This is a genomic window from Zobellia russellii (assembly GCF_018728565.1).
GTDB classification, from domain to species: Bacteria; Bacteroidota; Bacteroidia; order Flavobacteriales; family Flavobacteriaceae; genus Zobellia; species Zobellia russellii.
Genome location: NZ_JACSOI010000012.1, coordinates 61,799 through 87,469, shown reverse-complemented (window position 1 = coordinate 87,469; position 25,671 = coordinate 61,799). Strand labels below are relative to the sequence as shown.

The 25,671-nt window shown below is 37.2% G+C and carries 23 protein-coding genes; 10 read left to right on the top strand and 13 right to left on the bottom strand.

What is annotated here, in order from left to right; translation table 11 throughout:
* The first annotated feature begins 35 nt into the window (after positions 1-35).
* Complete coding sequence (locus H9565_RS19485; protein ID WP_246560840.1) at positions 36-1,862, top strand: FAD/NAD(P)-binding protein; 1,827 nt, start codon at positions 36-38, stop codon at positions 1,860-1,862.
* A 114-nt stretch (positions 1,863-1,976) separates the two neighbouring features.
* Here H9565_RS19485 and H9565_RS19480 read toward each other — a convergent pair whose 3' ends face one another.
* Both H9565_RS19480 and H9565_RS19475 read right to left on the bottom strand, forming a co-directional pair.
* On the bottom strand, positions 1,977-3,269 hold the full coding sequence (locus tag H9565_RS19480) for a Y-family DNA polymerase (RefSeq protein ID WP_215442044.1): 1,293 nt from the start codon (positions 3,267-3,269) through the stop codon (positions 1,977-1,979).
* Positions 3,266-3,628, bottom strand: coding sequence for a S24 family peptidase (locus tag H9565_RS19475; protein WP_215442043.1), 363 nt, complete (start codon positions 3,626-3,628; stop codon positions 3,266-3,268). The genes H9565_RS19480 and H9565_RS19475 overlap by 4 nt, the downstream gene beginning before the upstream one ends.
* Before the next feature lie 248 nt (positions 3,629-3,876).
* Here H9565_RS19475 and H9565_RS19470 point away from each other — a divergent pair, with 248 nt between their 5' ends.
* Together H9565_RS19470 and H9565_RS19465 are read left to right on the top strand one after the other, a co-directional pair.
* Positions 3,877-4,218 carry a hypothetical protein gene (locus tag H9565_RS19470; RefSeq protein ID WP_215442042.1) on the top strand — a complete coding sequence of 114 codons (342 nt, stop codon included), beginning with the start codon at positions 3,877-3,879 and terminating at the stop codon, positions 4,216-4,218.
* 44 nt (positions 4,219-4,262) lie between these two features.
* Entirely contained in the window at positions 4,263-5,153 is an 891-nt protein-coding gene (locus tag H9565_RS19465) for a mechanosensitive ion channel family protein (protein WP_215442041.1), read from the top strand.
* A 198-nt stretch (positions 5,154-5,351) separates the two neighbouring features.
* On the opposite strand, the gene H9565_RS19460 is transcribed toward H9565_RS19465, so the two are convergent.
* Both H9565_RS19460 and H9565_RS19455 read right to left on the bottom strand, forming a co-directional pair.
* Complete coding sequence (locus H9565_RS19460) at positions 5,352-5,801, bottom strand: ferritin-like domain-containing protein (protein ID WP_215442040.1); 450 nt, start codon at positions 5,799-5,801, stop codon at positions 5,352-5,354.
* A gap of 186 nt (positions 5,802-5,987) precedes the next feature.
* Positions 5,988-6,143, bottom strand: a complete 156-nt coding sequence (locus H9565_RS19455) for a YqaE/Pmp3 family membrane protein (protein WP_215442039.1) — start codon at positions 6,141-6,143, stop codon at positions 5,988-5,990.
* A 299-nt stretch (positions 6,144-6,442) separates the two neighbouring features.
* On the opposite strand from H9565_RS19455, the gene H9565_RS19450 reads away from it, so the two are divergent.
* The 7 genes from H9565_RS19450 (at position 6,443) to H9565_RS19420 (ending at position 19,771) form a co-directional block, all read left to right on the top strand.
* On the top strand, positions 6,443-6,811 hold the full coding sequence (locus tag H9565_RS19450; protein WP_215442038.1) for a hypothetical protein: 369 nt from the start codon (positions 6,443-6,445) through the stop codon (positions 6,809-6,811).
* A gap of 686 nt (positions 6,812-7,497) precedes the next feature.
* Positions 7,498-10,479: a SusC/RagA family TonB-linked outer membrane protein gene (locus H9565_RS19445; protein ID WP_215442037.1), complete on the top strand. Its 2,982-nt coding sequence runs from the start codon at positions 7,498-7,500 to the stop codon at positions 10,477-10,479.
* Positions 10,480-10,492: 13 nt separating this feature from the next.
* Positions 10,493-12,052 carry a RagB/SusD family nutrient uptake outer membrane protein gene (locus H9565_RS19440; RefSeq protein ID WP_215442036.1) on the top strand — a complete coding sequence of 520 codons (1,560 nt, stop codon included), beginning with the start codon at positions 10,493-10,495 and terminating at the stop codon, positions 12,050-12,052.
* A gap of 11 nt (positions 12,053-12,063) precedes the next feature.
* On the top strand, positions 12,064-13,377 hold the full coding sequence (locus tag H9565_RS19435; protein WP_246560837.1) for a SusE domain-containing protein: 1,314 nt from the start codon (positions 12,064-12,066) through the stop codon (positions 13,375-13,377).
* A 10-nt stretch (positions 13,378-13,387) separates the two neighbouring features.
* A complete protein-coding gene (locus H9565_RS19430; RefSeq protein ID WP_215442035.1) occupies positions 13,388-15,676 on the top strand; it encodes an alpha-amylase domain-containing protein in 2,289 nt (762 codons plus the stop codon).
* A gap of 348 nt (positions 15,677-16,024) precedes the next feature.
* Positions 16,025-17,818, top strand: a complete 1,794-nt coding sequence (locus tag H9565_RS20310; protein ID WP_215442034.1) for a helix-turn-helix domain-containing protein — start codon at positions 16,025-16,027, stop codon at positions 17,816-17,818.
* A 114-nt stretch (positions 17,819-17,932) separates the two neighbouring features.
* Complete coding sequence (locus tag H9565_RS19420; RefSeq protein ID WP_215442033.1) at positions 17,933-19,771, top strand: glycoside hydrolase family 13 protein; 1,839 nt, start codon at positions 17,933-17,935, stop codon at positions 19,769-19,771.
* A 236-nt stretch (positions 19,772-20,007) separates the two neighbouring features.
* On the opposite strand, the gene H9565_RS19415 is transcribed toward H9565_RS19420, so the two are convergent.
* The 9 genes from H9565_RS19415 to H9565_RS19375 form a co-directional block, all read right to left on the bottom strand.
* Positions 20,008-20,922 (bottom strand): alpha/beta hydrolase, encoded by a 915-nt coding sequence (locus H9565_RS19415; protein WP_215442032.1) that lies wholly within the window; start codon positions 20,920-20,922, stop codon positions 20,008-20,010.
* Positions 20,923-21,083: 161 nt separating this feature from the next.
* On the bottom strand, positions 21,084-21,560 hold the full coding sequence (locus H9565_RS19410; protein WP_215442067.1) for a cupin domain-containing protein: 477 nt from the start codon (positions 21,558-21,560) through the stop codon (positions 21,084-21,086).
* A gap of 167 nt (positions 21,561-21,727) precedes the next feature.
* Positions 21,728-22,099: a nuclear transport factor 2 family protein gene (locus H9565_RS19405; protein ID WP_215442031.1), complete on the bottom strand. Its 372-nt coding sequence runs from the start codon at positions 22,097-22,099 to the stop codon at positions 21,728-21,730.
* 69 nt (positions 22,100-22,168) lie between these two features.
* On the bottom strand, positions 22,169-22,357 hold the full coding sequence (locus H9565_RS19400; RefSeq protein WP_317195451.1) for a tyrosine-type recombinase/integrase: 189 nt from the start codon (positions 22,355-22,357) through the stop codon (positions 22,169-22,171).
* 130 nt (positions 22,358-22,487) lie between these two features.
* On the bottom strand, positions 22,488-22,625 hold the full coding sequence (locus H9565_RS19395; RefSeq protein WP_215442030.1) for a hypothetical protein: 138 nt from the start codon (positions 22,623-22,625) through the stop codon (positions 22,488-22,490).
* A 362-nt stretch (positions 22,626-22,987) separates the two neighbouring features.
* Entirely contained in the window at positions 22,988-23,716 is a 729-nt protein-coding gene (locus tag H9565_RS19390) for a DUF3108 domain-containing protein (protein WP_215442029.1), read from the bottom strand.
* A 30-nt stretch (positions 23,717-23,746) separates the two neighbouring features.
* Positions 23,747-24,571, bottom strand: a complete 825-nt coding sequence (locus tag H9565_RS19385; RefSeq protein ID WP_215442028.1) for an NmrA family NAD(P)-binding protein — start codon at positions 24,569-24,571, stop codon at positions 23,747-23,749.
* A 27-nt stretch (positions 24,572-24,598) separates the two neighbouring features.
* Positions 24,599-25,093 (bottom strand): anthrone oxygenase family protein, encoded by a 495-nt coding sequence (locus H9565_RS19380; RefSeq protein WP_215442027.1) that lies wholly within the window; start codon positions 25,091-25,093, stop codon positions 24,599-24,601.
* A gap of 171 nt (positions 25,094-25,264) precedes the next feature.
* Positions 25,265-25,657, bottom strand: coding sequence for a DUF5367 family protein (locus H9565_RS19375; protein WP_215442026.1), 393 nt, complete (start codon positions 25,655-25,657; stop codon positions 25,265-25,267).
* Between the last annotated feature and the right edge of the window lie 14 nt (positions 25,658-25,671).

Sequence of the window (25,671 nt, the reverse complement as noted above, 5' to 3'; positions counted from 1 at the left end):
TTGTTATAAAATAACAGGATTAAAATGTGATGTAAATGGAAATGCAAAAAACACCTAAAAAAAGATTGGCCATAATTGGTTCTGGCCCAATGGCCATATATCTACTGAAACATATAAACGACCGTATAAACACCCTTAAACAAGAGATAGGTAGCATTTTTATTTTTGAAAGTGGTAAGAACATGGGCATGGGTATGCCGTATACTCCAGAAACTACAGATGTTTATAATCTATCCAATATATCTTCCGAAGAAATTCCTGAGCTTACAGATACTTTGGGAGATTGGTTGCGTAAGCAGAATAAATCTGTTTTAAAATCTTTGAACATTACAGAGCTTCCTATCAACGATTCTGAAGTATATAGTCGTTTGGCGCTAGGACAATATTTTCGGTCGCAGTACATCCTATTAATTAATAAATTAAAGGCCAAGGGCGTTTCCATTACCGAATTTGCCGAAAACAAAATTATAGATATTCTACCTGGATCTGATGAAGTTCGAGTGGTAGACCAAGATAACAATACGCATGTCTTGGACAAGATTGTTATAGCTACAGGCCATGAGTGGAAGAATGAGGAAAAGAGTGGAGCAGGCTATTTTTCCAGCCCATGGCCCATACATAAAATTTTACCTGAACAAGGCCACCTGTATAATTTTACGATTGGTATTTTAGGAGCTTCGCTGAGTGCTTTTGATGTGGTTACTTCTCTTGCGCATCGTCATGGAGAGTTTGTTAAAGAAGCTGATCAACTGATTTTTAATCCACATAAGGACGCTCCCGATTTTAAAATTGTACTGCATTCCGCCGAAGGATGGTTGCCCCACCTGCAATATGAACAGCGTAAAAGCATGCGGGAAATTTACAGGCATACCAGCAGGGAAGAGATTTTGTCCTTAGTTGATGATTTGGGTTTCTTAAGATTGGAAACCTATTTTAATGAGGTTTGTAAACCTGCATTAAAAGAAGCACTTTTTGAAGATCGCTTAGAAAAGGTTGCCCATAGATTGGACTCTCCCGATTTCGGGTTTGCTAACTTTGTTGAGGTCATGTCCAAAAAACATGAATACACCAATTCCTTTAATGGAATGAAACAGGAAATGGTAGCTGCCAAAGATTCTGTGGAAAACAATAAACCCGTACATTGGAAGGAAACACTTGATGATTTAATGTATGGACTCAATTTTCATGCAGAACTACTGCCTGCCGAAGACCATTTCTTTTTTAGAAAAAGGGTAAAGCCTTTTCTAATGAATGTCATTGCTGCAATGCCCCTTTCATCCGCCAATATTCTTTTGGCACTCTATGACGCGGGTCGTATAGATTTAATTAGTGGGAAGGTGAAAATACTGAATTCCGATTCCAACTCTGGGACAACTCATGTTGAAGTAAAAGACTTGGAAGGAGAAACTAGAAGTATAGCTTACAAGATGTTTATTGAATGTGGAGGGGATGGTACTATAGAGTTGACGGACTATCCCTTTCCGTCACTCGTTTCCGGAAAAAGTGTTCGTGAAGCTAGGGCCAAGTTTTCATCTGAAAAGGGCAAAGAAGAAGTGGAGGAATATGTTTCTAAGGAAAAAATATTCTCAGAAAATGGCAGATTATACATGTATACCGGGGGTATAGACATAGATACAGCATACCGGATTATTGATGGTAATGGAAATCCAAACAATCACATAAACAATATTGCCTTTACGCACACATTAGGGGTAAGACCTTATTCCTATGGGCTGCAAGCATGTAGTGCTACAAGTGAAATCTTGGTCGATTTTTGGTTGTCACAAATTTCGGGAGACAATACAGGAACCATCCAAATACGGGAAACCACTAAAATTTACGAAAGTAATACACATCTATAGAACTAACTCAGGGCTTTGCGGATTTCTTATCTTTGTTTAATTACCCAGATTTAATGTCAAGAGTGAATTTAATTAAAACATTTTAGGTGTACAGAATCGGTTTTTGGTTTTCTGTTATTGTACGATTTGTTTCGTTGAGCAATTGCCAATGGTTAAGAGCTCATTCCATTGAGTGGTGTATCTGGGACTGCGGTGTTCTTTTATAAGCGCCCACTCCTTGTCACGGTTGCCAACCGTAGCAAGTTTAATTTTATTCTTGCCGTACTTGCTGTTGAGATAATCCATTACATGGGTGATTGCAGGACTTTCAGTTTTGTGAGGGCTATTGAACAGATTAGTTTGGATTGTATTTTTATGGACCAATTGAGTTAGGTTGACACCTACTTTCTTGTAACGATAACCGGGTTTATAAATCTTCCGTAGGGCTTTAAGGGCTTCTTTGGTTAGCTTGGCCGTACTATCCGTAGGGGTGTCTAGTGTAATAACTATTTTATTATAGTACTGCTTGTCTATGGCACTATGTTGATTGGTCTGTAAGAATACTTCCATTTTTGAGGCAGCACTGTGCTGCTGTCGCAGAAGGTCGGCAACTTCAGCTACATATGAGCTACAAGCTTCTTCTATTAATCCTAAATCCGTTAGTTTAAAACCGAATGATTTTGCAGTACCAATTCCTTTTTTCTCATTGGGAAATGATGTCAACTGCAAACAGGGCACATTGTTCAATTCTCTCCAAAGGCGTTCACCAATTACCGTCATCTCTTTCCTAACCCACGCAACCGGCATATTTGCAAAATCTAGGGCAGTTTTAATATTCTTGGATTCAAGCCGTATGGCATGTTTTTTACCTATTCCCCAAATATCCTTTACCCTAAGACTTTGTAACAGATCTTTTCTTTTTTCTTCGGAATCAACAATGTAAACATTATTATTTGAAGGTATTTTTTTTGCTAATTTGTTGGCGAGTTTGGATAAGGATTTAGTTTTTGCAATTCCTACACCAACTGGTATTCCCGTATTTTTTTCAACTGTATTTTTAATATGATGGGCTAACTCTTGAAGGTTTTCCTTTTGGTAATGTGTCAAATCTATAAAGCTCTCGTCAATACTATATTCTTCTACCTGTGGCGAAAACAATTTTAGGGTATCCATTACTCTTCGGGACATATCACTATAAAGTGTATAGTTAGACGAAAAATAGGTGACGTCATGCTGATCCAGCAACTTTCTTATTTTAAAAACAGGTTGAAACATAGGAATTTCAGTTAACCCCTTAGCCTCTTTATTTGCGGCAATAATGCAACCATCATTGTTGCTAAGAACAACCACAGGTTTATTTTTAAGGTCTGGGCGGAAAACTTGCTCACAGGATGCATAAAAACTATTGCAATCTACCAACGCAATCATAAAACGGATTTAATAATAAAAGTTATAACTCCCCATATATTCAGCTCTGAGTTAAGATTTTTATCCATGTGCACTACATTAAAGGTATCATCCATAGTAGCCAACACGAGCTGATTGCTCTTTGGAGTCATGGATTTATCAACTATAAGCACATCATTCTCAACAATATTGAATTCCTGGAAATGGTTGTCGGCAACCCTAATAAAAAACGTTGCGGAAGGGTTCGTGACCAATATCTCGTTCAAGTCTATTCTAGGTTCTTTATAATGTGTTGCCGGGCTGGAAAACCCAGTTTGTACAGGTCTTTCGACCCTAAAATTTCTCTCGGATTTTTTTATCAGATTTATCTTCTGTTCCATTACACTTTAACTTGTTAGGCTGATTGATTTAAGACAACTATTATATAATATGGAATTAATCCAAAATTACGGATATATTCCATATTAAAGTATTTTTGGCTCTAATTTTTATGTAATTAGAATGGGAATTTGCCAACAATAAATTGAAGTCTCTTTTAGATTTTATCCGGTCAATTAAATACGAGTTAGAGCAACTGTATTGGGATTCAGGTAGGTAACTTCAACATTCAATATTTAAAATGTTAGTCATGAGTACAATAATTAAATCTAGTAAAGAAGGATTAAATAACGAAGTTCAACAAAACCGAGGGCTTGGTAATGAATATGAAAGACAGGAAAATACTTCCGAGGAAGTTGGAAAACCTGTTGATAACGGTGGTGTTTCAATATCGGTAGATGAAGAGCACCTAAGAAAACAATGGTTGGCGGTAAGGGATGAATATTTGGCCAATTTTCCTGAATTGGATGGCGTGGATGACCACAATGAAAAAGATAACATAGGGGTCTTGATCAATAGTCTGGCGAAAAAAAGACAGCAAACTCCGGAAACCATACAGCATGAAATTATGAATTGGTCCGCTAGTAAATAAGTGGTCATCAGAATTTGTACTATTATAAAATCTAGCCAAGTGTTATGAAGGAAAGCGCCACTACTATATCAGAATCAATAACCTTGTTCTATAATAATTTTATAGAGCGGTTACCTGGGATAGGCGTAGGTGTCCTTATTATAATACTTGGTTTATTATTAGGCTCATGGATAGGAGGTTTTGTAAAAAGAAGATTGGCCATCCGGACAGGTGATCCCTTAATGAGTAAATTTCTGGGGCAAGCTATCAAATACATCTTAGTTATTGTAGCCATAATGCTTGCATTGGAAGCTTCGGGTCTAGGTGCAATAGCAACTGGAATATTAACGGCGGCCGGTGCAAGTGCCGTGGTGCTGGGTTTTGCCTTTAAGGATATTGGTCAAAATTTTATCGCCGGAATCATAATGGCCTTCAGCAGACCTTTTGATGTAGACGATACCGTGCAAATAGATGATAACTTTGGAAAGGTAAAAGCTTTAGAGTTTAGATATACAAAATTAAAGACTTTTGACGGGAAGGACGTTTACATTCCTAATAGTGATGTTTTGACCAAGCCGGTCACGAATTATACCGAGGACGGCTTTTTTAGATGGGACTTCAACATTGGTATTGCCTATGAGGATAACATTGAAGGGGCAAAGGAGACTGTTTTAAAAGCTTTAAGAAAGGAGCCAAATGTTATAGAGGATGAGGAACACGAAAATTTTGTGATTGAGGACGAACTAGCCACTAGCACAGTAAACCTAAAGGTGTTTTTTTGGGTGGATACCAAAGATTTCAGAAGGATGGCCCTGATTACTAAGGGTAATGTGGTGCGGAATGTAAAGGAAGAATTAGAATTAGCAGGTTTCTATATGCCAGCCGATATACAAGAGATAAAGTTATATGGAGGCGAAACGGAGTTTCCTGTGAAGGTTAGCTCATTATCGGAATAAAGGCGGGCTTCTTTTTTACATATAATTTTGACATGAGCTTGTGTACTGCGTCTAATGGTTACAGCATATTACCGAAAAAATTTAAGGGTAGGGCAGAGTAGTTTGTCACGAAAAAGGTTTAGCACCACTTAATATCTATATAGACAAAAAAAAGGAGCTACTGTATAGTAGCTCCCAATCATTTAGTACGTAGTAAACTTAAGCTAAATCTTCAAGAGACTTAATCTTATTCAAATCTGTTCTAATCTTTAATTTCTGATCACGTATAAGGGCAGCTATCGAGGCGGGTAGCGTTACATCATCTAGAACTTCATCATATTCTTCTACGGCCGCTTTGTCTCCTCTAATAGCTTCTTCCAACATAGACTCATCGTTATCTGCCGAAAAGAGGGCTTTGATATCCATCCAAGCTCTATGGATACTACCTGTAAAACTACTATTGTCGTCAATAGAATCATAACTGGCTATCATTTCCGTTCTTAAAGCATTGTTGAATTGAGCACGCTCGCGTGATTTGTTGTCAAAATAAGCCTTTAGATTTGGGCTATCTGCATTCTCTGCAGCTTTCTTATAGCCTTTTTCGGCATCTCTATTTTTCTCTAGTATCTCTTCTAATTGATCAACTAACTTTTCATATTTTGTTTCCATGATAATCTTATTTTATTTGGGTTAATAATGGTAAAGTTTCATTTTTTAGATAACATCTATTATTGCAATAACTAATTTTAATAACCTTAAAAGATTAATTCTATTAGTTGTAAGAGGTCCAACCTATTAATATGTACCAAGCCGTTGTTCGGTAGTTATTAAATTAGGTTCGTAGGCTGCGCTCCATTAATCATTATTTACGATAAAGGCATGGATTACACCTGGTAACCAAGCCAACATAGTAAGCAAGAGGCTTATCAAAAAAGTAGAGCCTAGACCATGTTTGAGAAATACGGCCAATGGTGGTAATATTATATTTAAGATAATTGTGATTAAAGACATGATATATTAAATTTTGGTTCACACCAAAAGTAACTCCTACCTAGCAGAGTAGTTGACCGTAATCATGGTATGATTAACTGTATGACATTAAGATAATCTAATGTGGCATTCACCTAAATTCAGAATCAATAATTTTAATCCATTTTGTTTTTGAATTTTTAGAGTTCTCTAGTTTTAGTCTTATAAGATTAGATTTTTAACCCTAAACCTTTTTCTCTCACAAATATTCCTTAACAGAGTTTGGAATAATTAATATCACGTTTAATTTCGGTCGTCAATGAATTTTAAAAAATGTAATTATGAAAAAGCACATAAAAAAAATAGCTGTTTTATTCTTCGTTACGGCCCTTATTGTTTCTTGTAGCAAAGACAATGACCCTGCCGATGATGATTTCTTTGTGGGAACTTATAAAGGTTCAATCAGTTATTCCGAGACTTCTGGAAACACAAGCATTTCTACGGACGATGGGCGTGTAACGTTAGTAAAAGTTGGAGATTCATATAATTTTGATTTTTCAGATGGGATTCCAAGTCTAAAAGGCATAAAAATTGACAAGAACGAGAATATCCTGATCAGTAGTGATGGAGGAATACAAATAGATGAAGGCAATCTTACTATAGCCTATACCAAAGATGGAGAGGTGTGGGGTGCAGATTGTACTAGATAGCCACAAATGAATTTAGCCGCTCTCAATTGAGCGGCTAATTTTTTTGCCTTTCCCGTTTAAGAGCTAATAATTTTATGAAGTTGATTAAAATCCATTACCATTGATACATCAATTTCGTACGGCTTATTTATATCCACTTCTTTAAAATTGTGCTTTTGAACATTTTTTTGAATTATTGAAGACATAGGTATTTCTCAAAAAAAGTTGAGACTAATTTAAACTCAATTTAAAACTACTCGAGGTCAGATATTACAGCCTTAACATTTCCAATAGCAGAGGCTTTTTTAAATTCTAATTACAAGAGGTGAGATACCGGATAGGGAAATTACCTTTTAATATTCATTATTTACATGGGGTATTATTATCGATTATAAAATTTATTGATAATGGATTAAGTAAATCCGCAATTCGTTTTTCTCTTTTAGTGCTGTTCTCAGTTTTTGTCACACACTTTTAAGACATGGGTTTGTTTCATCAAAAATTCTTTAACCTTGTTGCAATGTTCTGAATGTAAGTTATTTAAGGTTTATTCGGTTGTCCAGAAAATCTTTTTGATTACAAGGTTTCAAATCTCAATTTAGGTCATTTTATAAAATGAAGCGAAATAGAGACTATCTAAAAGTAGTTTTATAAGGCAAATTAAAGAGTTCTCAACTCTTGACAACTAACTTAAACTTAACTCACTTATGCGAAAGAAAATTACAATGTTTTTCTTGGTGTTACTTTGTGCACCATTTTTTGCATTGGCGCAGCTAAACGTGACCGGAACGGTCATAGATGATTTGGGATTACCCTTGCCTGGCGCTTCAATTGTTTTAAAGGGAACTACTAATGGTGTTACCACAGATTTTGACGGAAACTTTTCCATACAGGCCAATGAAGGCGATGTATTGGTGTTTTCGTACATAGGTCTAAAGAATAAGGAGGTAATCGTTACTTCTGAAGTGGTAAATGTGGCCATGGAGAGCGATATATCACAACTTGATGAAGTCGTAATTATTGGTTATGGTACCACCACCAAAAAAGATGCCACCGGTGCAGTACAATTATTAACTGCCGATGACTTGAACAAGGGTGCCATTACTACTGCAGACCAAATGATTACCGGTAAATCTGCTGGTGTACGTGTGGTAAATAATGGTGGCGATCCAGATGCGGAAATTAACATAAGAATTCGCGGTGGTTCTTCCTTGAATGCTAATAACAGTCCATTGATAGTGATTGATGGAGTACCGTTATCGAATCAGAATCCCGCAGGGCAAGCAAATCCTTTAACATTGATAAACCCTAATGATATTGAATCTTTCTCAGTATTGAAAGATGCTTCTTCTACCGCTATTTATGGGTCTAGAGCTTCTAACGGGGTTATTATAATCACTACAAAGTCCGGTACTAAGGGAGCACCTCAATTTAATTTCTCCTCTAATGTACAGGTGGGGACATTGAGCAATCAAATAGATATTTTTGATTCTGCGGGGTTCGTAGATTTTATTCAGGGAACTTATCCGGATAGTGCAGGATTTTTAGGGTTAAACGGTACTGTTTATAATACTAATTGGCAGGAAGAGATTTACAGAACCTCTTACACCATTAATAACAACCTAACGGCCAGAGGGAATTTATTTAACAAAATCCCAATAAGAGCTTCTTTTGGACATTCTGAAATTGCAGGTATTTTAAAAGAATCCCAATTGGACAGGTATACGGCTTCTTTAAATATTGCTCCTGAGTTTTTTAATGAACATTTAAAAGTTACTATTAACGCAAAGGGTATTGCTACTGAAAAAGACCAACCGGATTCGGGAGCCATAGGCAGTGCGTTGGCTTCCAACCCTACATTACCCATTTATGACCCACAGGGAGGAATTTTTGGTGGTTATTACCAGTTGACCGATGATCAAGGTATTGTTGGTCCGGCAAACCCATTGGCCTTGTTAAAACAAAGAGAGCGTAATGAAGATGCGGACCGCTTTATTGGTAGCGCTGAGTTTAGATATAAGATACACGGTTTGGAAGATTTAACGGCCGTGGTAAATACGGGTATTGATTACTCGGAATCTACCATAAACGAATATTTCTTGCCAAGTGCTGTTGGGGCATATACGGTATTTAATGGTCTACCAATTTTCAACAACTTTAGCGAGAGTTTCAGCGAAAAACAAATAAAGAGAGACCACTTATTGGATGCGTATTTATCCTATGCCAAGGATTTTAGTGGGGCATTGAATAAATTGGATGTGCAAGCGGGCTACGCTTACCAAAACTTTACGAATCAGGGAACTACTTTTCCGACAACTACAGAAAATGGTTTTCGTGAGCCACAACAACCGTTTAAATATTACACAGAATTGAATTTGCAATCGTTCTTTGCCAGGGCAAATTTAACTCTTTACAATAATTTCTTGTTTACGGCTTCTGTGAGGGCAGATGCTTCTTCTTTATTTTCTGAAGACGATAGATGGGGCTATTTTCCAGCCGCCGCTTTAGCTTGGAAATTAGATGAAGAGAATTTTTTAGAGGAAGCTATTTGGATAGACCAATTGAAATTAAGGATTGGTTGGGGACTCACAGGGCAACAAGACATTACAGGTCCGGTGGGCTACTTTCCGTATACCGCTTTGTACGATGATGGCGATCCAACCGTAAGTTATATTTTCGGGAATGAGGTGGTTACCACCTATAGGGCTAACGCCTTTAACCCAGATTTAACTTGGGAAAAAACCTCCACTTATAACATTGGTATTGACTTTGATTTCTTCTCTAATTTTTTGAGTGGTAGTTTGGATGGTTATATCCGGAATACAACTGACTTGTTAGCAGAGGTGCCACAGTCCGAAGGTGCCTTAAGAAACAGATTTGTGAGTAACGTGGGGGAAACTGAGAGTAAAGGTTTTGAAGCTGCGTTACAGTTCAGGCCTATTCAGACAGATAATTTTTCGTTGGAATTTAATGCGAATGCAGCTTTTAATGAAACCTATATAACTGATTTGGATAATATTACCCAGTTTTCTAGCGGCGGTGGTATTGGTCGTGGTACCGGTATAAACATTGGGCAAACTGCAGTTGGTGAGCGTAATCGTACGTTTTGGTTATATGAGCAGGTTTATGATGCTAATGGAAAAGTTATTGAGGATGCTTTTGTAGATCAGAATGGTGATGGAGTTATCTCTGATGCCGATAGAAGATTTATTCCTTTTGAACCCAAATGGACATATGGTTTTGGAACCTTTGTGCAATATAGGAACTTAGATTTAACAGCAAATTTAAGAGGACAACTTGGGGGTAACGTATATAACGCCAACCTATTGAATAGAGGATTTGCACAGGCAGCTATTCCACAAACAGATTCTGGCTTTATCAACAACACTTTGAATTTGTTTGATGGTGTGCAATACAACGGGTTTCCAGAAATCCCTTCGGATACGCAAGCGTTGTCGGACTTTTACTTATCGGATGCTTCATTTTTAAGATTGGATAACATAACCATAGGTTATAGCCTTAAACCATTTGAAGATAAGAAATTGAGCCTAAGGTTCTATGGTTCGGCCAACAATGTATTTGTTATCACGGATTATGATGGTTTAGACCCTGAGAATTTTGATGGTATTGAGACTTCGCCCTATGCACGTCCACGTACCTACACATTAGGATTGAATCTTGACTTCTAAAAACTAACTACAGATGATTAAAAAGATAATATTCGGACTATTTACAGCTACCGTTTTAGTGGGCTGTACAGACGACTTAAATACAGAACCAAGAGTAGAGCAGAGTTTGGGTAACCTATTGGATTCGGACCCCAATGCCACTTTAGGGATTCTGGGCAAACTATATGGAGGCTTGGCCTTGCACGGTATTGGTATACCGGGTAGTAGTAACCAACAAGCGGATATCGCTGGAGACGACCCAGGGGAAACCGTATTCTTCAGGGCAATCTGGAATATGCAAGAACTCACTACCGATATAGCCAAAAACCGATGGGGAGATGGCGGTCTTGACCCATTGACTACAGCAACCAACTGGGTACCTACCAACAAATTCTTTGGCTATCTATATAATAGAAGTTATTTCAACATTGCACAGATAAACAACTTTATTATAGATGTGCAGAAAACCGATGAGCCAAATGCAGATGTATATGTGGCTGAAGCTCGTTTTTTACGTGCCTTGTTCTACTACTACCTAATGGATACTTTTGGAGGTGTTGTATTGGTGACGGAAGCAGACGGTGTAACGGGTGTGAGTAGAGTAAAGAGTACCCGAACGGAAGTTTTCGAGTTTGTGGAGAGTGAACTATTGGCAGTAGAAGAAACCATTCCTGCGAGCAATGAATATGGTAGGGCAAACAAAGCAGCGGTACACATGTTGTTGTCTAAAATCTATTTGAATGCCCAAATATACACAGGCACAGATAGGTATTCAGATGCTTTGATCTATAGTGAGAAGGTAATTTTAGAGTCGTCGTTTACGTTAGATGACGATTACCAATCCATCTTTCAAGGAGATAACTTTACATCTCCAGAAATTATTTTCCCAATTATTGGAGATAGAAATTCCGTACAATCCTTTGGTACGGCAACCTATCTTACTAATGGTAGTTTAGGCGATACGACCATGCCAATTGCAGAATTTGGAAATTCTGAAAGTTGGTTCGGGCACCGTTGTACTCCAGCTATTTACGGTTTGTTCGGTGATTTGGAAACAACTGGGGATAGCAGGGCTATCTTCTGGACGGAAGGCCACAGTTATGAGATGGATGATTATCGTACTTGGGAAAGTGGTTACCCAACTACCAAGTTTCAAAATCAATACTCGGATGGTAGTTCGGGTCAAAGTAATTTTTCCGATACGGACATTCCTTTATTCCGTTTGGCAGATGCCTATTTAATGTACGCCGAAGCCCAATTTAGGGGAGGCGGCGGTTCTGCTGCTCAGGCGGTTGATTATATCAATGCCCTGCGAGAAAGAGCATATGGGGATACTAGCGGTAACATTACCGAAGCAGACCTTACCGAGCAATTTTTGATAGACGAGCGTGCGCGAGAGTTGTATTATGAGGGGCATAGAAGACAGGATTTAATACGTTTTGACCGCTTTACGGGAGGAACTTACAATTGGCCGTGGAAAGGTAATGTGGTAGATGGAACATCAATTCCGGACCATTACAATCTATTTCCGTTTCCATTGGAAGCCTTACAGGCAAACCCGCTATTGGAACAAAACCCAGGCTATACTAACTAAAAACTAAAACGATGAACAGAAATTTGGTATTTATATACACATCCATCGTAGCAATGGCACTTTTAGTGACAGGTTGTAGCGATGATGACGAAAGTATTAGAGTAAGTGATGCTGCTAGCACCCAATTAACTTTGTCTTCTATGGACGCTCTTAATCTAACGAGAGATATGACGGGTGAAACTGTACTGGGCCTCAATTGGTCGGCACCTGATTTTGGTTACTCAGGAGCGGTACCTACCTATAACGTAGTTCTAGGTGTAGATACGGACACGGAAGCAATGCCCGCGCGCATAAATGTTGGCAATGTACTCAGCAAAAATTTCTTTGCGGAAGAACTGAATGAAGCCATTTCGGATGCCGGTGCGTTGGCAGGCTTGGAAAATGAAGTTAAAATTTGGGTAGAAGCTTTATTGGGTAAGGAGGTGGTAGCTTCCTCGGCTGAGCGGGCATTGACCATTACAGGTTACGCTACCTCATTTGATCTAAGTTCCCCTTGGGGACTGATAGGTTCGGCCACGCCAAACGGATGGGATGGTCCAGATGTGCCGGTATATGCAACGGCTATTGCAAATGAATTTGTTACATATGTTACCTTAACGGACGGCGAGCTAAAAATTAGAAGAGACAACGATTGGACGGTTAATTATGGAGATACCGGGGCAGACGGTACCTTAGACCTAGATGGTGATAATATTCAGGTTCTAGCTGGTACTTATAAAGTCATGTTTAGCTTAAATGATTTTAGCTATGCCATTGAGCCGTTTACATGGGGATTGGTGGGTGATGCTACGCCAACTGGATGGGATGGTCCGGATACACAACTAACCTATGACTCTTCTACTGACCAATGGAGAGCGGTAGTAACTCTAACCGATGGTGAAATGAAGTTTAGGCAGAACAATGATTGGGCCGTAAACTTTGGGGATTCCGGGGCTGATGGTACCCTAGAAGAAAATGGCGATAACATTCTTGTAGAGGCTGGTAATTATCTGGTTTCTGCAGACTTTACTAATAATCTTTATACCATAGAGCCTACGGATATTTGGGGCTTGGTAGGTGATGCCGCACCAAATGGGTGGGATGGTCCCAATATGCGTTTCACTCCGGATTATGCCAATGAAGGGGTATGGATTCTAGAAAACGTGACAGTATTAGATGGTGAAATTAAGTTCAGAACTAATGATGCGTGGGATTTAAATTATGGCGATGATGGTAATGACGGGACCTTAGAATCAGATGGCGCTAATATTCCGGTAAGTGCAGGTACTTACACCATCAAACTTTTCTTGGCAGATGCCGATAACCCAACCTACACTATCGAATAAATTAAAAATTATGAAAATCAAAAACTATATAAAAATAAGTATAGCTGCGCTAACTATATTGTTCGCAGCCTGTACCAATGATGATTTTTCAGAGCTAAAGGTAAAAGAAGCCAACGATGCCGAAGATTTACCTTCTGGTTCGGCAGTCGAAAGAACGGAAGCATTAGTGCCGGGTAATGGCGTTATGATGCAGGCCTTCTATTGGGACGTAACCGAAGGAGGAATATGGTGGGACAATGTTGAATCTAAGTTGAATGGCTGGGCGGCAAATGGTATTGATGCTATCTGGATACCGCCTATTTCTAAAGGCCAGAGTGGTGGCTTTTCCATGGGGTACGACCCAGCAGATTACTTTGACTTCGGTGATTTTCAGCAACATGGTACTGTTGAGACTCGTTTTGGTAACCGTGAAGAGTTGGAAAAAATGATCGGTACTGCTCACGAGAATGACATTGCCGTAATTGCGGATATTGTTTTAAACCATAACTCGGGCGGTCAGTTGGAATACAATGAGTTTAGGCAAATTGAAACTTATACATTGTTTGAGCCTGCATCAGGTTTGTTCAATAGAACTTGGTTAAACTATTTGCCTAATGCAGAAAATTTGGAAGACGAAGGTCGTTTTGGCGGTTTCCCAGATTTGGATTTAAATAATGAGTATGTGCGAGATTGGTTATGGAATTCGGAGGAGTCCGTTGCTAATTACTATATGAACACGTTGAAAATTGATGGTTGGAGATTCGATTTTGTAAAGGGCTTTTCTCCTGATGTTGTTAAAGACTGGATAGCCACCGTAGGTGGGTATAGTATAGGTGAGAATTTTGATGGAAATGTAGAAGGCGTTGTACGCCCTTGGATAGAAGCATCCGGCGCTAATGCTTTTGATTTCCCCAACTTTTTTAATATGCGAAATGCTTTCTTGAACGGTAATTTAAACGAGTTGGTTAAACCAAGTTTAATTTCTACAGTACCGGACAAGGCAGTAACTTTTGTAGGTAATCATGATACAGAAGCAAGGGATGGTAGTAATGAGTTTCCTGATGAGTTTGAAACGCATGCATATGCTTACATCATGAGTGCTCCCGGATATCCATGTGTTTTTTACTCACATTATGAGGCTAGTGGAGAGAAACAAAAAACTAAAATCAATCAGTTAATTAAGATTCGCTCAGAACTAGCTGCGGGAGATTGGACTGTAAACCATGTTTCTAATGAGGAATTTGTAGCGATTAGGGGTGGTGATGCAGAGAAGTCAGGTTTGGTACTCTACATTAATCTGAGTGGGGAAGAGGTAACAAGGGAGGTTCAAACCCATTGGGCCAATGCCAACATCAAAGATTACACAGAAGAATACCTGATTTTTGAGCAATCAGATGCTAATGGAACGGTAACATTAAAAGCACCTGCAAATGGGTATGCAATCTGGGCGGCTACGCAAGATGAACAATTAGCTTTTCCCGAAGCGTTATATGTGCCTGGGGGTTATCAAGGTTGGGATCCAGTTTCTGCGCCAATGCTTAATGCGGTAGAATTACCAAACCTAGCAGGTACCTTTAGGGGGCATGTGAGATTTACAGATGCAAGTAACGAATTTAAACTTACGGATGCAGCTAACTGGGACAATGGAATATATGGTGATGAGGGTGACGGTACTTCGGGTGTACTTGTTTCTCCTGGAAATAATATTGTTTTATCAGGTCCTCAAGATTATGAAATCAATGTAGACTTAGTTAATAATACATTTTCTGCAAACACTTGGGCAATAATTGGTTCTGCCACGCCAAATGGTTGGGATGACCCAGATTCTGACATGTCTTATGATTTTGATAGAAATGTTTGGACAATTACTGCGAACCTTACTGATGGAGAATTAAAGTTTAGGGCCAACAATGGTTGGGACGTAAATCTTGGAGATGCTGGCGCTGAAGGTTCGTTAGAAGATGGAGGTGGGAATATTCCTGTAACCGCCGGTAGTTATCAGATAGATTTGGACGTTGTCAATAAAACTTTTAGTCTTGGTACTTGGGCAATTATAGGTTCTGCAACCCCTAACGGATGGGACGACCCCGATACGGATATGGTTTACGATATGACCAATAATGTATGGACAATAACTACTGATTTGTTGCCGGGTGAAATGAAATTTAGGTTTAACGATACGTGGGATGTAAACTTAGGTAATACCGGAACTGATAATTCATTACGTCAAGATGGAGATAATATTATGATATCAACTGCAGGCAGTTATACAATCAACTTAGATATTATGACCAATACGTATACTATTAATATGAATTAGGAAGTTAGTTTAGTTAGTTTATTAGTTAATAAAGGTTGTCATTTGGCGACCTTTATTTTTTTAGTTTACCCCATCTTAAAAATTAAATTTACGGTTGTCAATTGTCATTCGTTATTTCTATATTATTTCAAGTCAAATACTATATTTGAGAAGTAGGTTCTTAATGGCTTTGACCTACTTATATGGCGAACGGTAATCTCGGTTCATTTACATTTATTAAAAGTTTTGGGTTAAATGATTTTCAATAAAATTTTCGAACAAATTTTTTCAACGGCTAATTATTTCAATTTTTTTTGGATAGCCATAATTTATCTGAACATAGGCAGTTTGGTCGCTCAAACAAATTTTGTGATAGATTATGTGCCAAAAGACACCAAACCATCAGACATACTATATTTAACGGGAACATTTAATAATTGGAACCCTGCAGATGTAAATTACAAGTTTACAAGAAAAACTGATGGAACATATGAGTTAAGAAATAAGTTTTTTAATGGGTCTTGGATATCCTATAAAATTACTAGAGGTAGTTGGGCTACTGTAGAGGTCAAAAAAGATGGAACACCGCTAACGGTAAGAAAACACTCTTTTAACAATGCAACAGAAGAAACGTTAGTCTTACAAGTGGCGGGTTGGTCCGACACTTTTTACGAACTAACCAAACCTCAAAAAGTAACGATTCTTATAACGGAAATACCCCGAAACACTCCTCCAAATTCCTCAATATATATATGTGGTAATTTTAATGGTTGGGTACCAGGAGATCAACGTTACAAAATGAAACAGCTTGCCAACGGAAACTTTCAAATAGAGGTTCCTGTTTATACAGCGCCGTTGGAATATAAGTTTACTCGCGGTAATTGGCTAACAGTTGAGGGTAATAGCTATGGCAGGCCTATACCCAATCGTATATTGAGTAGTAAAGAAATTAGTCTGAACCAGCCCATAAAAAACAGAATAACATATTGGGAAGATCAGTCTTATGGTATATTTAACCCTTATACCTTACTTTTAATCCTTACAGCTTTACAAGGCTTTTTTCTAATATTCATTATTAATTCCGGTAGGAACAATAACAAGTGGGCCAATCAGGCATTAAGTGTTCTCATTTTTATCATATCGTTCACATTAATTTCTAGAGTAGTAATATATGATCGTGTAATCTATACAGATTATCCAAGACTATCGCTATTGACTGATTTGGTGTTTTTCTTATACGGCCCCATTTTTCTTATATATATTGAAAGGTTATTGCAACATAGTAAAAAGTCCTTTTTGGCCTATTGGCCCCATTTTATACCCTTTTTAGTACAGATTGCTTTATACATCACTTTTTCTTTTAATCCCACACATACCTTTATTGAGCAAAATTTATTTCAATCTTTAGAATCTCCACCATACGCATTTTACGAAGTGATCGTACTGCTGGCATTAGTGTTTAATATATGGTATTGGTTTAGGATTAAAGGGAAAATTAAAATGTACTTTAGAAATATTGAAGTCAATTATTCTACGGATCAGAATATAAAATATTTGAATGTGATTATGTTGGTGCTTGGGATGTGTTTAGTATTATGGACGGTAATTGTTCTAGTTGATATCTATAGTACCTATAGTAATTATCCCATAAACTATACAGCAAATTTATTGATAGATATATTATGGGCCGTTTTTTCGGTGGTGGTTTATTTATTGGGGTATTTTGCTATAAAGCAACCGGAAATTTTTAGAATGGCCGTTGTAGAAGTAGAAGAGTCAGCACCGGAAGAAAATCGTACGCAAATCAATACAAGCGAGTTGAAGGAACTTAAGCAGGCATTGCATTTAAAAATGATTCAAGAACAGGTATATTTAAATCCAGAATTAAGTTTGCCCGAATTGGCCGAAAAAATGGATACCAATGTACATACCTTATCCAAAACTATTAATGCGGGATATTCCAAAAATTTCAGGGATTTTGTAAATTATTACAGAATTCAAGATTTTATAGAGCGCGCCCAAGACGAAAAATACAAGAACCAGACCTTCTTGGCTATTGCCTTGGCCGTTGGTTTCAATTCCAAATCATCCTTTAACCGGTCATTTAAAAAAGTAACCGACAAATCGCCTAGAGAATATTTCAATGATCTGAAAGCGGACTAGTCCTTAATCTTAGAATAAGTATCATTTTACAATATATATAGACCAAGTTATAATATAAGTCGATATAGAAGCCAATTCTCTATAGTTTAGTTTTCTCAACTAAAACTAAATAAGATGAAAATTGCAACAACCTTAATGTTGGCTTTGGTATTTTCTTTTACTCAACTAACAGCCCAAAATTCAATAGATAGATTAGAACCGCCCAACTGGTGGGTAGGGATGGAGTATAATACTATAGAATTGTTGGTTCATGGTAATGATATTGCATCTCATGATGTAACCTTAAAACCTTATGAAAATGTGCAATTACTGAGCACTAAAAAGGGAGCCAATCCAAACTATTTATTTTTGAAGTTACATATCGGGAATACTACGAAGCCAGGAAATTTGCAGTTAAACTTCCAGAAAAATGGAACATCAGTTTTTGTACAATCTTATGAAATAAAAGAGCGGGAAAACAACCGTAGAAATATAGAAGGCTTCAATACTTCGGACGCCATCTATTTGATTACACCGGACCGTTTTGTAAATGGTGACCCAAGTAACGATGCTGTTAAAGGAATGGTAGAAAGACCTAACCGAAATGATAAGGATGGAAGGCATGGAGGTGATGTAGCCGGAATTGTAAATCATTTGGGAGACATTAAGGATATGGGATTTACCGCCATTTGGACGAACCCAATTCTAGAAAATAACATGCCTAGTTATAGCTATCACGGTTATGCAATCACCGATTTTTATAAAGTAGACCCACGTTACGGAAGCAATGAATCCTTTAAGGCAATGTGTGATAAAGCTTCTGAAATGGGAATGAAGGTAATTATGGATATGATTGCCAACCATTGTGGACTAGAACATTGGTGGATGAAGGATTTGCCATCTGATGATTGGATAAATCAATGGGATACTTATACCCAAACCAACCATAAAAAAACTGTGGTACTGGACCCATATGCAACAAAAAAAGATATGAAAGAATTTTTTGATGGCTGGTTTGTTCCAACAATGCCAGACTTAAACCAGCGTAATGAATCTATGGCCAAATATTTGATTCAAAATACTCTTTGGTGGATAGAGTATTCAGGTATTTCTGGCATCCGTATGGATACATACCCTTATCCTGATATGTATTTTATGCGAGACTGGACAGCAGCAGTAATGACCGAGTACCCTGATTTTAATATAGTAGGAGAAGAGTGGGTATTGCGTCCAACGATTGTTTCGTACTGGCAAAAGGGAAAAGAGAATACAAATGGCTATACATCAGAATTAAAAAGTGTTATGGACTTCCCGGTACAACACGCACTTACCACTTCATTAAATGACCCAAATTCATGGAATGCTGTTTACGAGGAATTAGGTCAAGATTATTTGTACCCAGATCCTAACAACTTGGTTGTATTTCCTGATAATCATGACATGAGCCGTATTTATACACAATTGAATGAAGATGAAGATTTGGTTAAGTTGGCCCTTACCTATATAGCTACTGTTCGTGGAATACCACAAATTTATTACGGAACAGAAATATTAATGGGCAACAAAGGCACAGAAGATCACGGTGTTATTCGTAAGGATTATCCTGGCGGATGGAAAAAAGATAAGGTAAATGCTTTTTCTGGTGAAGGTCTTACAGAGTCACAGGTGGAAACGAAGAATTACCTCACTCAACTTTTTAAATGGCGAAAAGATAATAAGACAATTCATAACGGTAAGCTCGTTCATTTTGCCCCGGTCAATAACACCTATGTTTTCTTTAGGTATACAAAGGATGACATGGTTATGGTGATATTGAATAAAGATAAAGACCCCATTAATGTAGATATACAAGAGTATAAAGAAGTACTTAAAGGAAAGCTTTCTGGAAAGGACATTTTAACAGGAAAACTTTACAATGCCGTAGACCATCTGCAAGTTTCAGGAAAAACAGCGATGATTATAGAGGTTGAGTAATAAATCAATTATTAAATGATTTTTTGAAGGTAGATTTAAAACTAAACATTCAATAGGAAATTATAAAGAAACTGGATAACAGTAGTTTGTAAAGTTGAGTTATGTGATGTTAAAGGCAACAATTTTTTGTTGCCTTTTTTAATAAGAACAAAAATATTATAATCTCACCCTTAAAAACCATGAAAACTTAAACCGTAACTTTAAAATAGCATGGTTACCATTTATTCTGGTAAGAACTACTTTTCAAACAAAAATTCGAGAGGAAAATTGAGCCGTTTACTCCAAGCATTTTCACTATGGTTTTCCCCTGGAAAAAATTTAGTGGACCAATTAGTTTCATTATAACCTTTTTCGACCATCAACTGGTCTACTTTTTTTTGAATTTCCGGATACAATTTATCCAAAGTTTCATCACCACAGTCAAAGTAAAATTTATGATTTTTTGGATTGGGAAGGTTTTTATCTAGATATCTCAAAAATGCATCTGGTACCGGGTTGTTTTCAAGCGTAAAAGTACCGGGCCAATGTGTTGATAAACATGCGGCTCCTCCAAATACGTTGGGATATTCACAAATAGCGTACATAGAGATTAATCCTCCCATACTGCTGCCCATCACAAAAGTGTTTTCTTTGTCAGGGTAAACAGAGTAGGTTTTATCTATATATGGTTTTAGTTCTTCTACAATAAACTTAAGGTAGTTATTAGATTGGGGACTAAACATATTTTTTATAGGAACGTGAGAGCTTTTAAGTTGGGCATTAACCGTGTCCTTCTGACTATCTAACAAAGATTCAAACGGTTTTTGTGGGAAGTAATCAGAGTGTCTTGTTTCTCCTCCATTCCAAATACCAACAACTATAAATTTTTTAATTTTATTGGAATGAAATAATTTGGAAGCCACATCATCTACGTTCCAAGCTTGTTTGTTCCACGAGCTTTCAGGGTCAAATAACATTTGTCCATCGTGCATGTATAATACAGGATATTTTTTTAATGGAGAATAACCTTCAGGTAACCATACATCAACATTTCTGGACGTTATAAACTTTGACTCATAATTCTCAATACGTTCAAGCTTACCATGTATTACTTTGGGAAGCGTAGTTTGCGCTTGTACAGTTAGAATTGAGAATAAGATTATAGTGTACATATTAATTTTTTCATCAATTACTTGTGTTAATTACGGCTCTATTTTACTTTAATTTCCTTAAATGATACAGCTATGAATAGTACCGAACAAAGTAATTTTAACTTTCCTCCAAGTACAAGCACTTTCCTTAGATTTTCTTGATATATGAGCGCTGATTCTTATTAGTTGTTTTTTAGCTTTTCGGCTATTTCATCATAATACTCTTGTGTAATCACTTCAGTCCACGTGGTTGGCTGCCCGCCACCATATAAAGCTAGATATGTTACATTACTAAGCTTCGTGGAGGAATGCCAATGTTCAATATCTTTCTCACATTTAATTACATCGCCTTTTTTCAAAATTACAGGCACATTCCCTCTCTCCTGGTAATAGGCCTCTCCATCTACAATTATCAATACTTGTGCTGTTGCATGTTTATGCCAGTCCAATGTTGAGTTAGCTTTAAACGTTGCTTTTGTAATATTATAACCCAATTCCGCGTCATCGTGAATAATAGCATTCAACCAAGCTTCTCCAATATAATGTGTGTTTGGAGCTTTTGTTCCTTCGGTAAGATATGAGGATACGCTGTAATCAGAATCCTGAGAAAATACGGATGTAGATACAAAAATCAACAACAGTAAAATTGAATTTTTTATTTTCATAAGATTCTTCATTTATTTTGTTATTAGCGGTTTCCTATAAGAATAGTTGAGGGTTTGTGCCCGAGTATTTCCCGAAGAAAAACCAGAAGTAGCAAACACGCAACGACCTTTGATTAAGCACTAAGCCTCAATTATTTTTAGAGTGTTGTATGCAGGCTCTTTTATAGCTGTTCCACTAGTTTTCTGGCGGTAACAGTATCATATATAATTTTCAGTTTACTAATCTTATTTTGATTATCGAATTCAATAATGTCAACTACGTCAAATTCCACTTTTTGATTATTTTTTAAAGTCCATTTATAAGAAAAATAAAGAGCTAAATTGTTTGAGTCACTTTCTTCAAAAATTCCTTGTAAGCGAAGTTCAGAATTTGATGTATCACTATTTAACTCACGATAAAATTCATTCGCTTTTTTTATTCCGTATAGTGGTGAATCAACCATTCCATTTTTATTGAATAATGCAACTACTTGTTCAATATTTCCATTTTCAAGATGAGTAATATATTGCTTTGCTATTTCCTTTCTATTCATTATTCCATCAATTTTAAATTTCAGAGTTTGTTTCTCAGCTTTGTACCTACTAATCTAAATGATTTTTAACTATTTAAAAAGTGTTTGTAACTGCATAAGTGCAGATTTCTGTTGTTTTAATGGAACATGGCCTAGTAGCACTTGAATCTGTCTTAAATCGGTACCTGATTCCAGAAGATGGGTGGCAAAACTATGACGCAAAACATGTGGTATAACAGTTTGTGTTACTTTTGCTTTAATAGCTATGTCTTTTACAATTTTCAGTATATTCTGGACAACGTATTCCCCACCTTTTCTTCTTTCGAATAAATAGTTGGAAGCACTTCATTACATAGAGTATATCCTCAAGTCTTCCAGTACTGTCTTAGGGAGTAGGTTGTACATATTCTTATTGTGAAAACGATAGCAAAATACATTGAACAATTTTAACCTTTCCGTTGGATAATTTGTCCAAATAGGACAAATCGTGTTCTAAAACGTGTTCACTTTCGTATTCAATTCTAATAGCGTCAAGAAATATAGACATAAAACAACGGTTTAGAGTGAACTAAACCGTTGTTTTTGAGTGATTTTACTTATGTAGCGAGAGGGGGGCACGATCCCCCGACCTCCGGGTTACGATTCTACTTTGAAAATTATGAACGCTTGAAAACAGGGCTTCCCGAGATGCTATCTTATAAAATCGTGTTCAAAAACGTGTTCAGTTTTGTGTTCACAATTAATTCAAAATTTTGAACAGCTATTTAATCAAAATTTCATAATCATCCACCTTTGAATCACCTAGTCTTAGAAAGTAAGAATAATGTTTCACAAATATGACACCTAGAGCGATTTTTGAAATAGTTGTGTTGTTCAATTTTTCATAAATTGTTTTTGTTAATAGATAGTCTATCCTACTATCCGCATTACCATCGTCTTACCGCCCAAATGAATTTCTTGCCTTAATATTTTTCTGTTGTATTTATTTAGGTAATAGACACTTGTAGTTAAATTGTTCGAAATATCATCCGTAACCTCTACCTTCCAAACTGCCACTGACTTTCCCTCATGCTCAAAGTTGACTTCTTCAACTTTCCTAATAGTTGCCGTTATGACTCCCGTTTTTGATTTAGGATTGTAATCAAAAATGGAAATGGTTTTTGAAAAGTTCTCATCAAAAGGAAGCAACCTAATCAATTGAGGATAAAAATTACTATCAAAAAAAGACATACTGACCTCTTCTTCTAATTGGGTTTTTGCTCTAGTATCCTTATCCAGAAAAAAACCGGTTATCTTTTCGCCAAACCTTAACACCATATTTCTTTGTTGATTGTATGAAGAATGATAAATAGGTGCAAAATCATAAGTTCTTACTATAGTACTGTCTACCCAAGTTAAGGGCGACTGTTTCAAAACAACCGTCGTTATAATCGTAACGGAGTCTTCTCCTTTTTTGATATCCGTTACGACTTCGCCGATTTTCACTTCTTTTGAGTCTTGAAGCATGGTCCAAGACATTTTTGTGGTTTCAGTTTGAAGCAAATTAATATTTGCCGGATTGTTCATAGGACTTAATGGAATTTCTTGCGCTGTAACCTGAAAAGCAAAACCTATCATATAGATTAGAAGGAAAATCATATCTTTCATTTTGTCTTTGCTATTTTAATTTTAGTTCCAAATACCGCTTTTTGCCGTTTGCGAGGCGTAGCTTTTGAAATCAATGGCGGGCCTTCCCAATACTTTGGCCACATCATTGGAAATTTCTTGGTTATCAGGGTTTCCCAATACTTCTTTGAACAGATAGCCAAAAAGCCATACGTAAGAATCGGGTAGGCCGGCTTGGCGCATTCCCTCCTTAAACTCCTCAATAGAGATAGGAATATATTGAATGGATTTGTCAGCGGCTTTGGCCATAATTTCTACCACCTCTGCAAAGGTTCTCTTTTGTGGTCCCGTTACGGTAATGGTTTGTCCGTTATAGGAATCATCCATTAGTACTTTAGACACTACATCTGCAATATCGTTTACATCTACAAAAGGAATTTCAGCCTTTGGCATCGGCAGGGCAACGGTGCCATTCAAAACAAAATCTAAAAAGGCACCTTCGCTAAAATTTTGATTGAACCAAGAGGCCCTAACCAGAGTATAGTTAAGACCAGAATTTGCTACTATGGCCTCACAAGCCTCCGCTTCGGCTTCTCCCTTGCCTGAAAGCAACACAACCTTCTTTAAACCGGCTTCCAGAGCTTTTTCGGTCAGAGCTTTTATGGAATCTCTAGAACCTGGCACCGCCAAATCGGGATAATACACAATATACGCCCTGTCTATACCTATTAAGGCAGCTCTATAGCTTTCAGGATTCTCCCAATCAAAAGCAGGACTTGTTTTTCTGCCGGCAACACGAACATTGTGTCCGGTATTTGCCAAATTGTCTGCGACTCGACGACCGGTTTTTCCGGTTCCTCCGATAACTAAAATGTTTTCTGATTTCATGATTTAAGATTTATAAATTTTACAGTATTATTTTGTGTAAATGAGGCCTATCAGCAATAGAGCAAAAGATGTGATAGAAGCAATGGTACGCTGTATATGCCAGCGATTCCATGGATGCTCAAATTTGGTTCTCAGTTCCTTGAGTTCGGCAGCGGAAAGCTGTTCCAAAGTAGTTTTATCAAGTATTTCGTTTAGGGGAACATTTTTAAGAATCGTAATCAAACCGATACCTACGAAATATAAAAGTGCAGCAAGTGTAAATGACCACATTGTCATAGAAAATGCATTGCGGTGCAGAAAGGCATTTAAGAACAACAGCACTATGGGCGCAAAAAATACTACTAAAAAACTACGGTTGATGACAGCACGGTTCATTGCTTGAAAGGATTGCAAGAACCCCAAATCATCCAATCTACCAATACCCGGTGTGATGGCGTTGGACCATGTGAAGCACAATCCCGCGGTGAGCCCCGTATACAAGATGCTCAGCATCAAAACAATCATTTTAAACTTTATTTCCATTTTGTTGGTTTTTTGTGGATGAACTCCAGATTAACAATGTTTGATACTCATTAGAAGGGAGTTTTACTTTTCGGCCTTTGGATATATATTTTTCTAAAAGCCCCCCATTAAACAGCTATAATTCAATTACATATTCAAAAATTAAAGCAATAATGAATTTTACCAAGCTTATCACGATGCTGTTTTTTGAAGAGTATATTTTCTGAAGTACACTACAGTGAAAAAGAATTCAACAATAATGATAAAAAACATGGGGTCCCCAAAAAAGGTTGCATAACTACCCCCTGTAGGAATTATAAACACGGGTACCGTAATGAATATATCCAAGATGGTAGCGATGAGCACAAAGGTCAGTGCCAATATACTAGGTCTCATTCGCCCCTTTTTGTAAAACAAATATGTACCTAGACACGCACTAGGAATAATACCTAAGAATAGTGCTATGCTAGATTGTAATTCTACGTTGTCAAGTAATGGGAAACTAAAAGAAAGCAAGTAAACGCTTACGACCAAGACCCATACGAATGCGCCATAAACAATACTTAATAATCTGCTGGTTGTCATAATCTTAGTGTTTA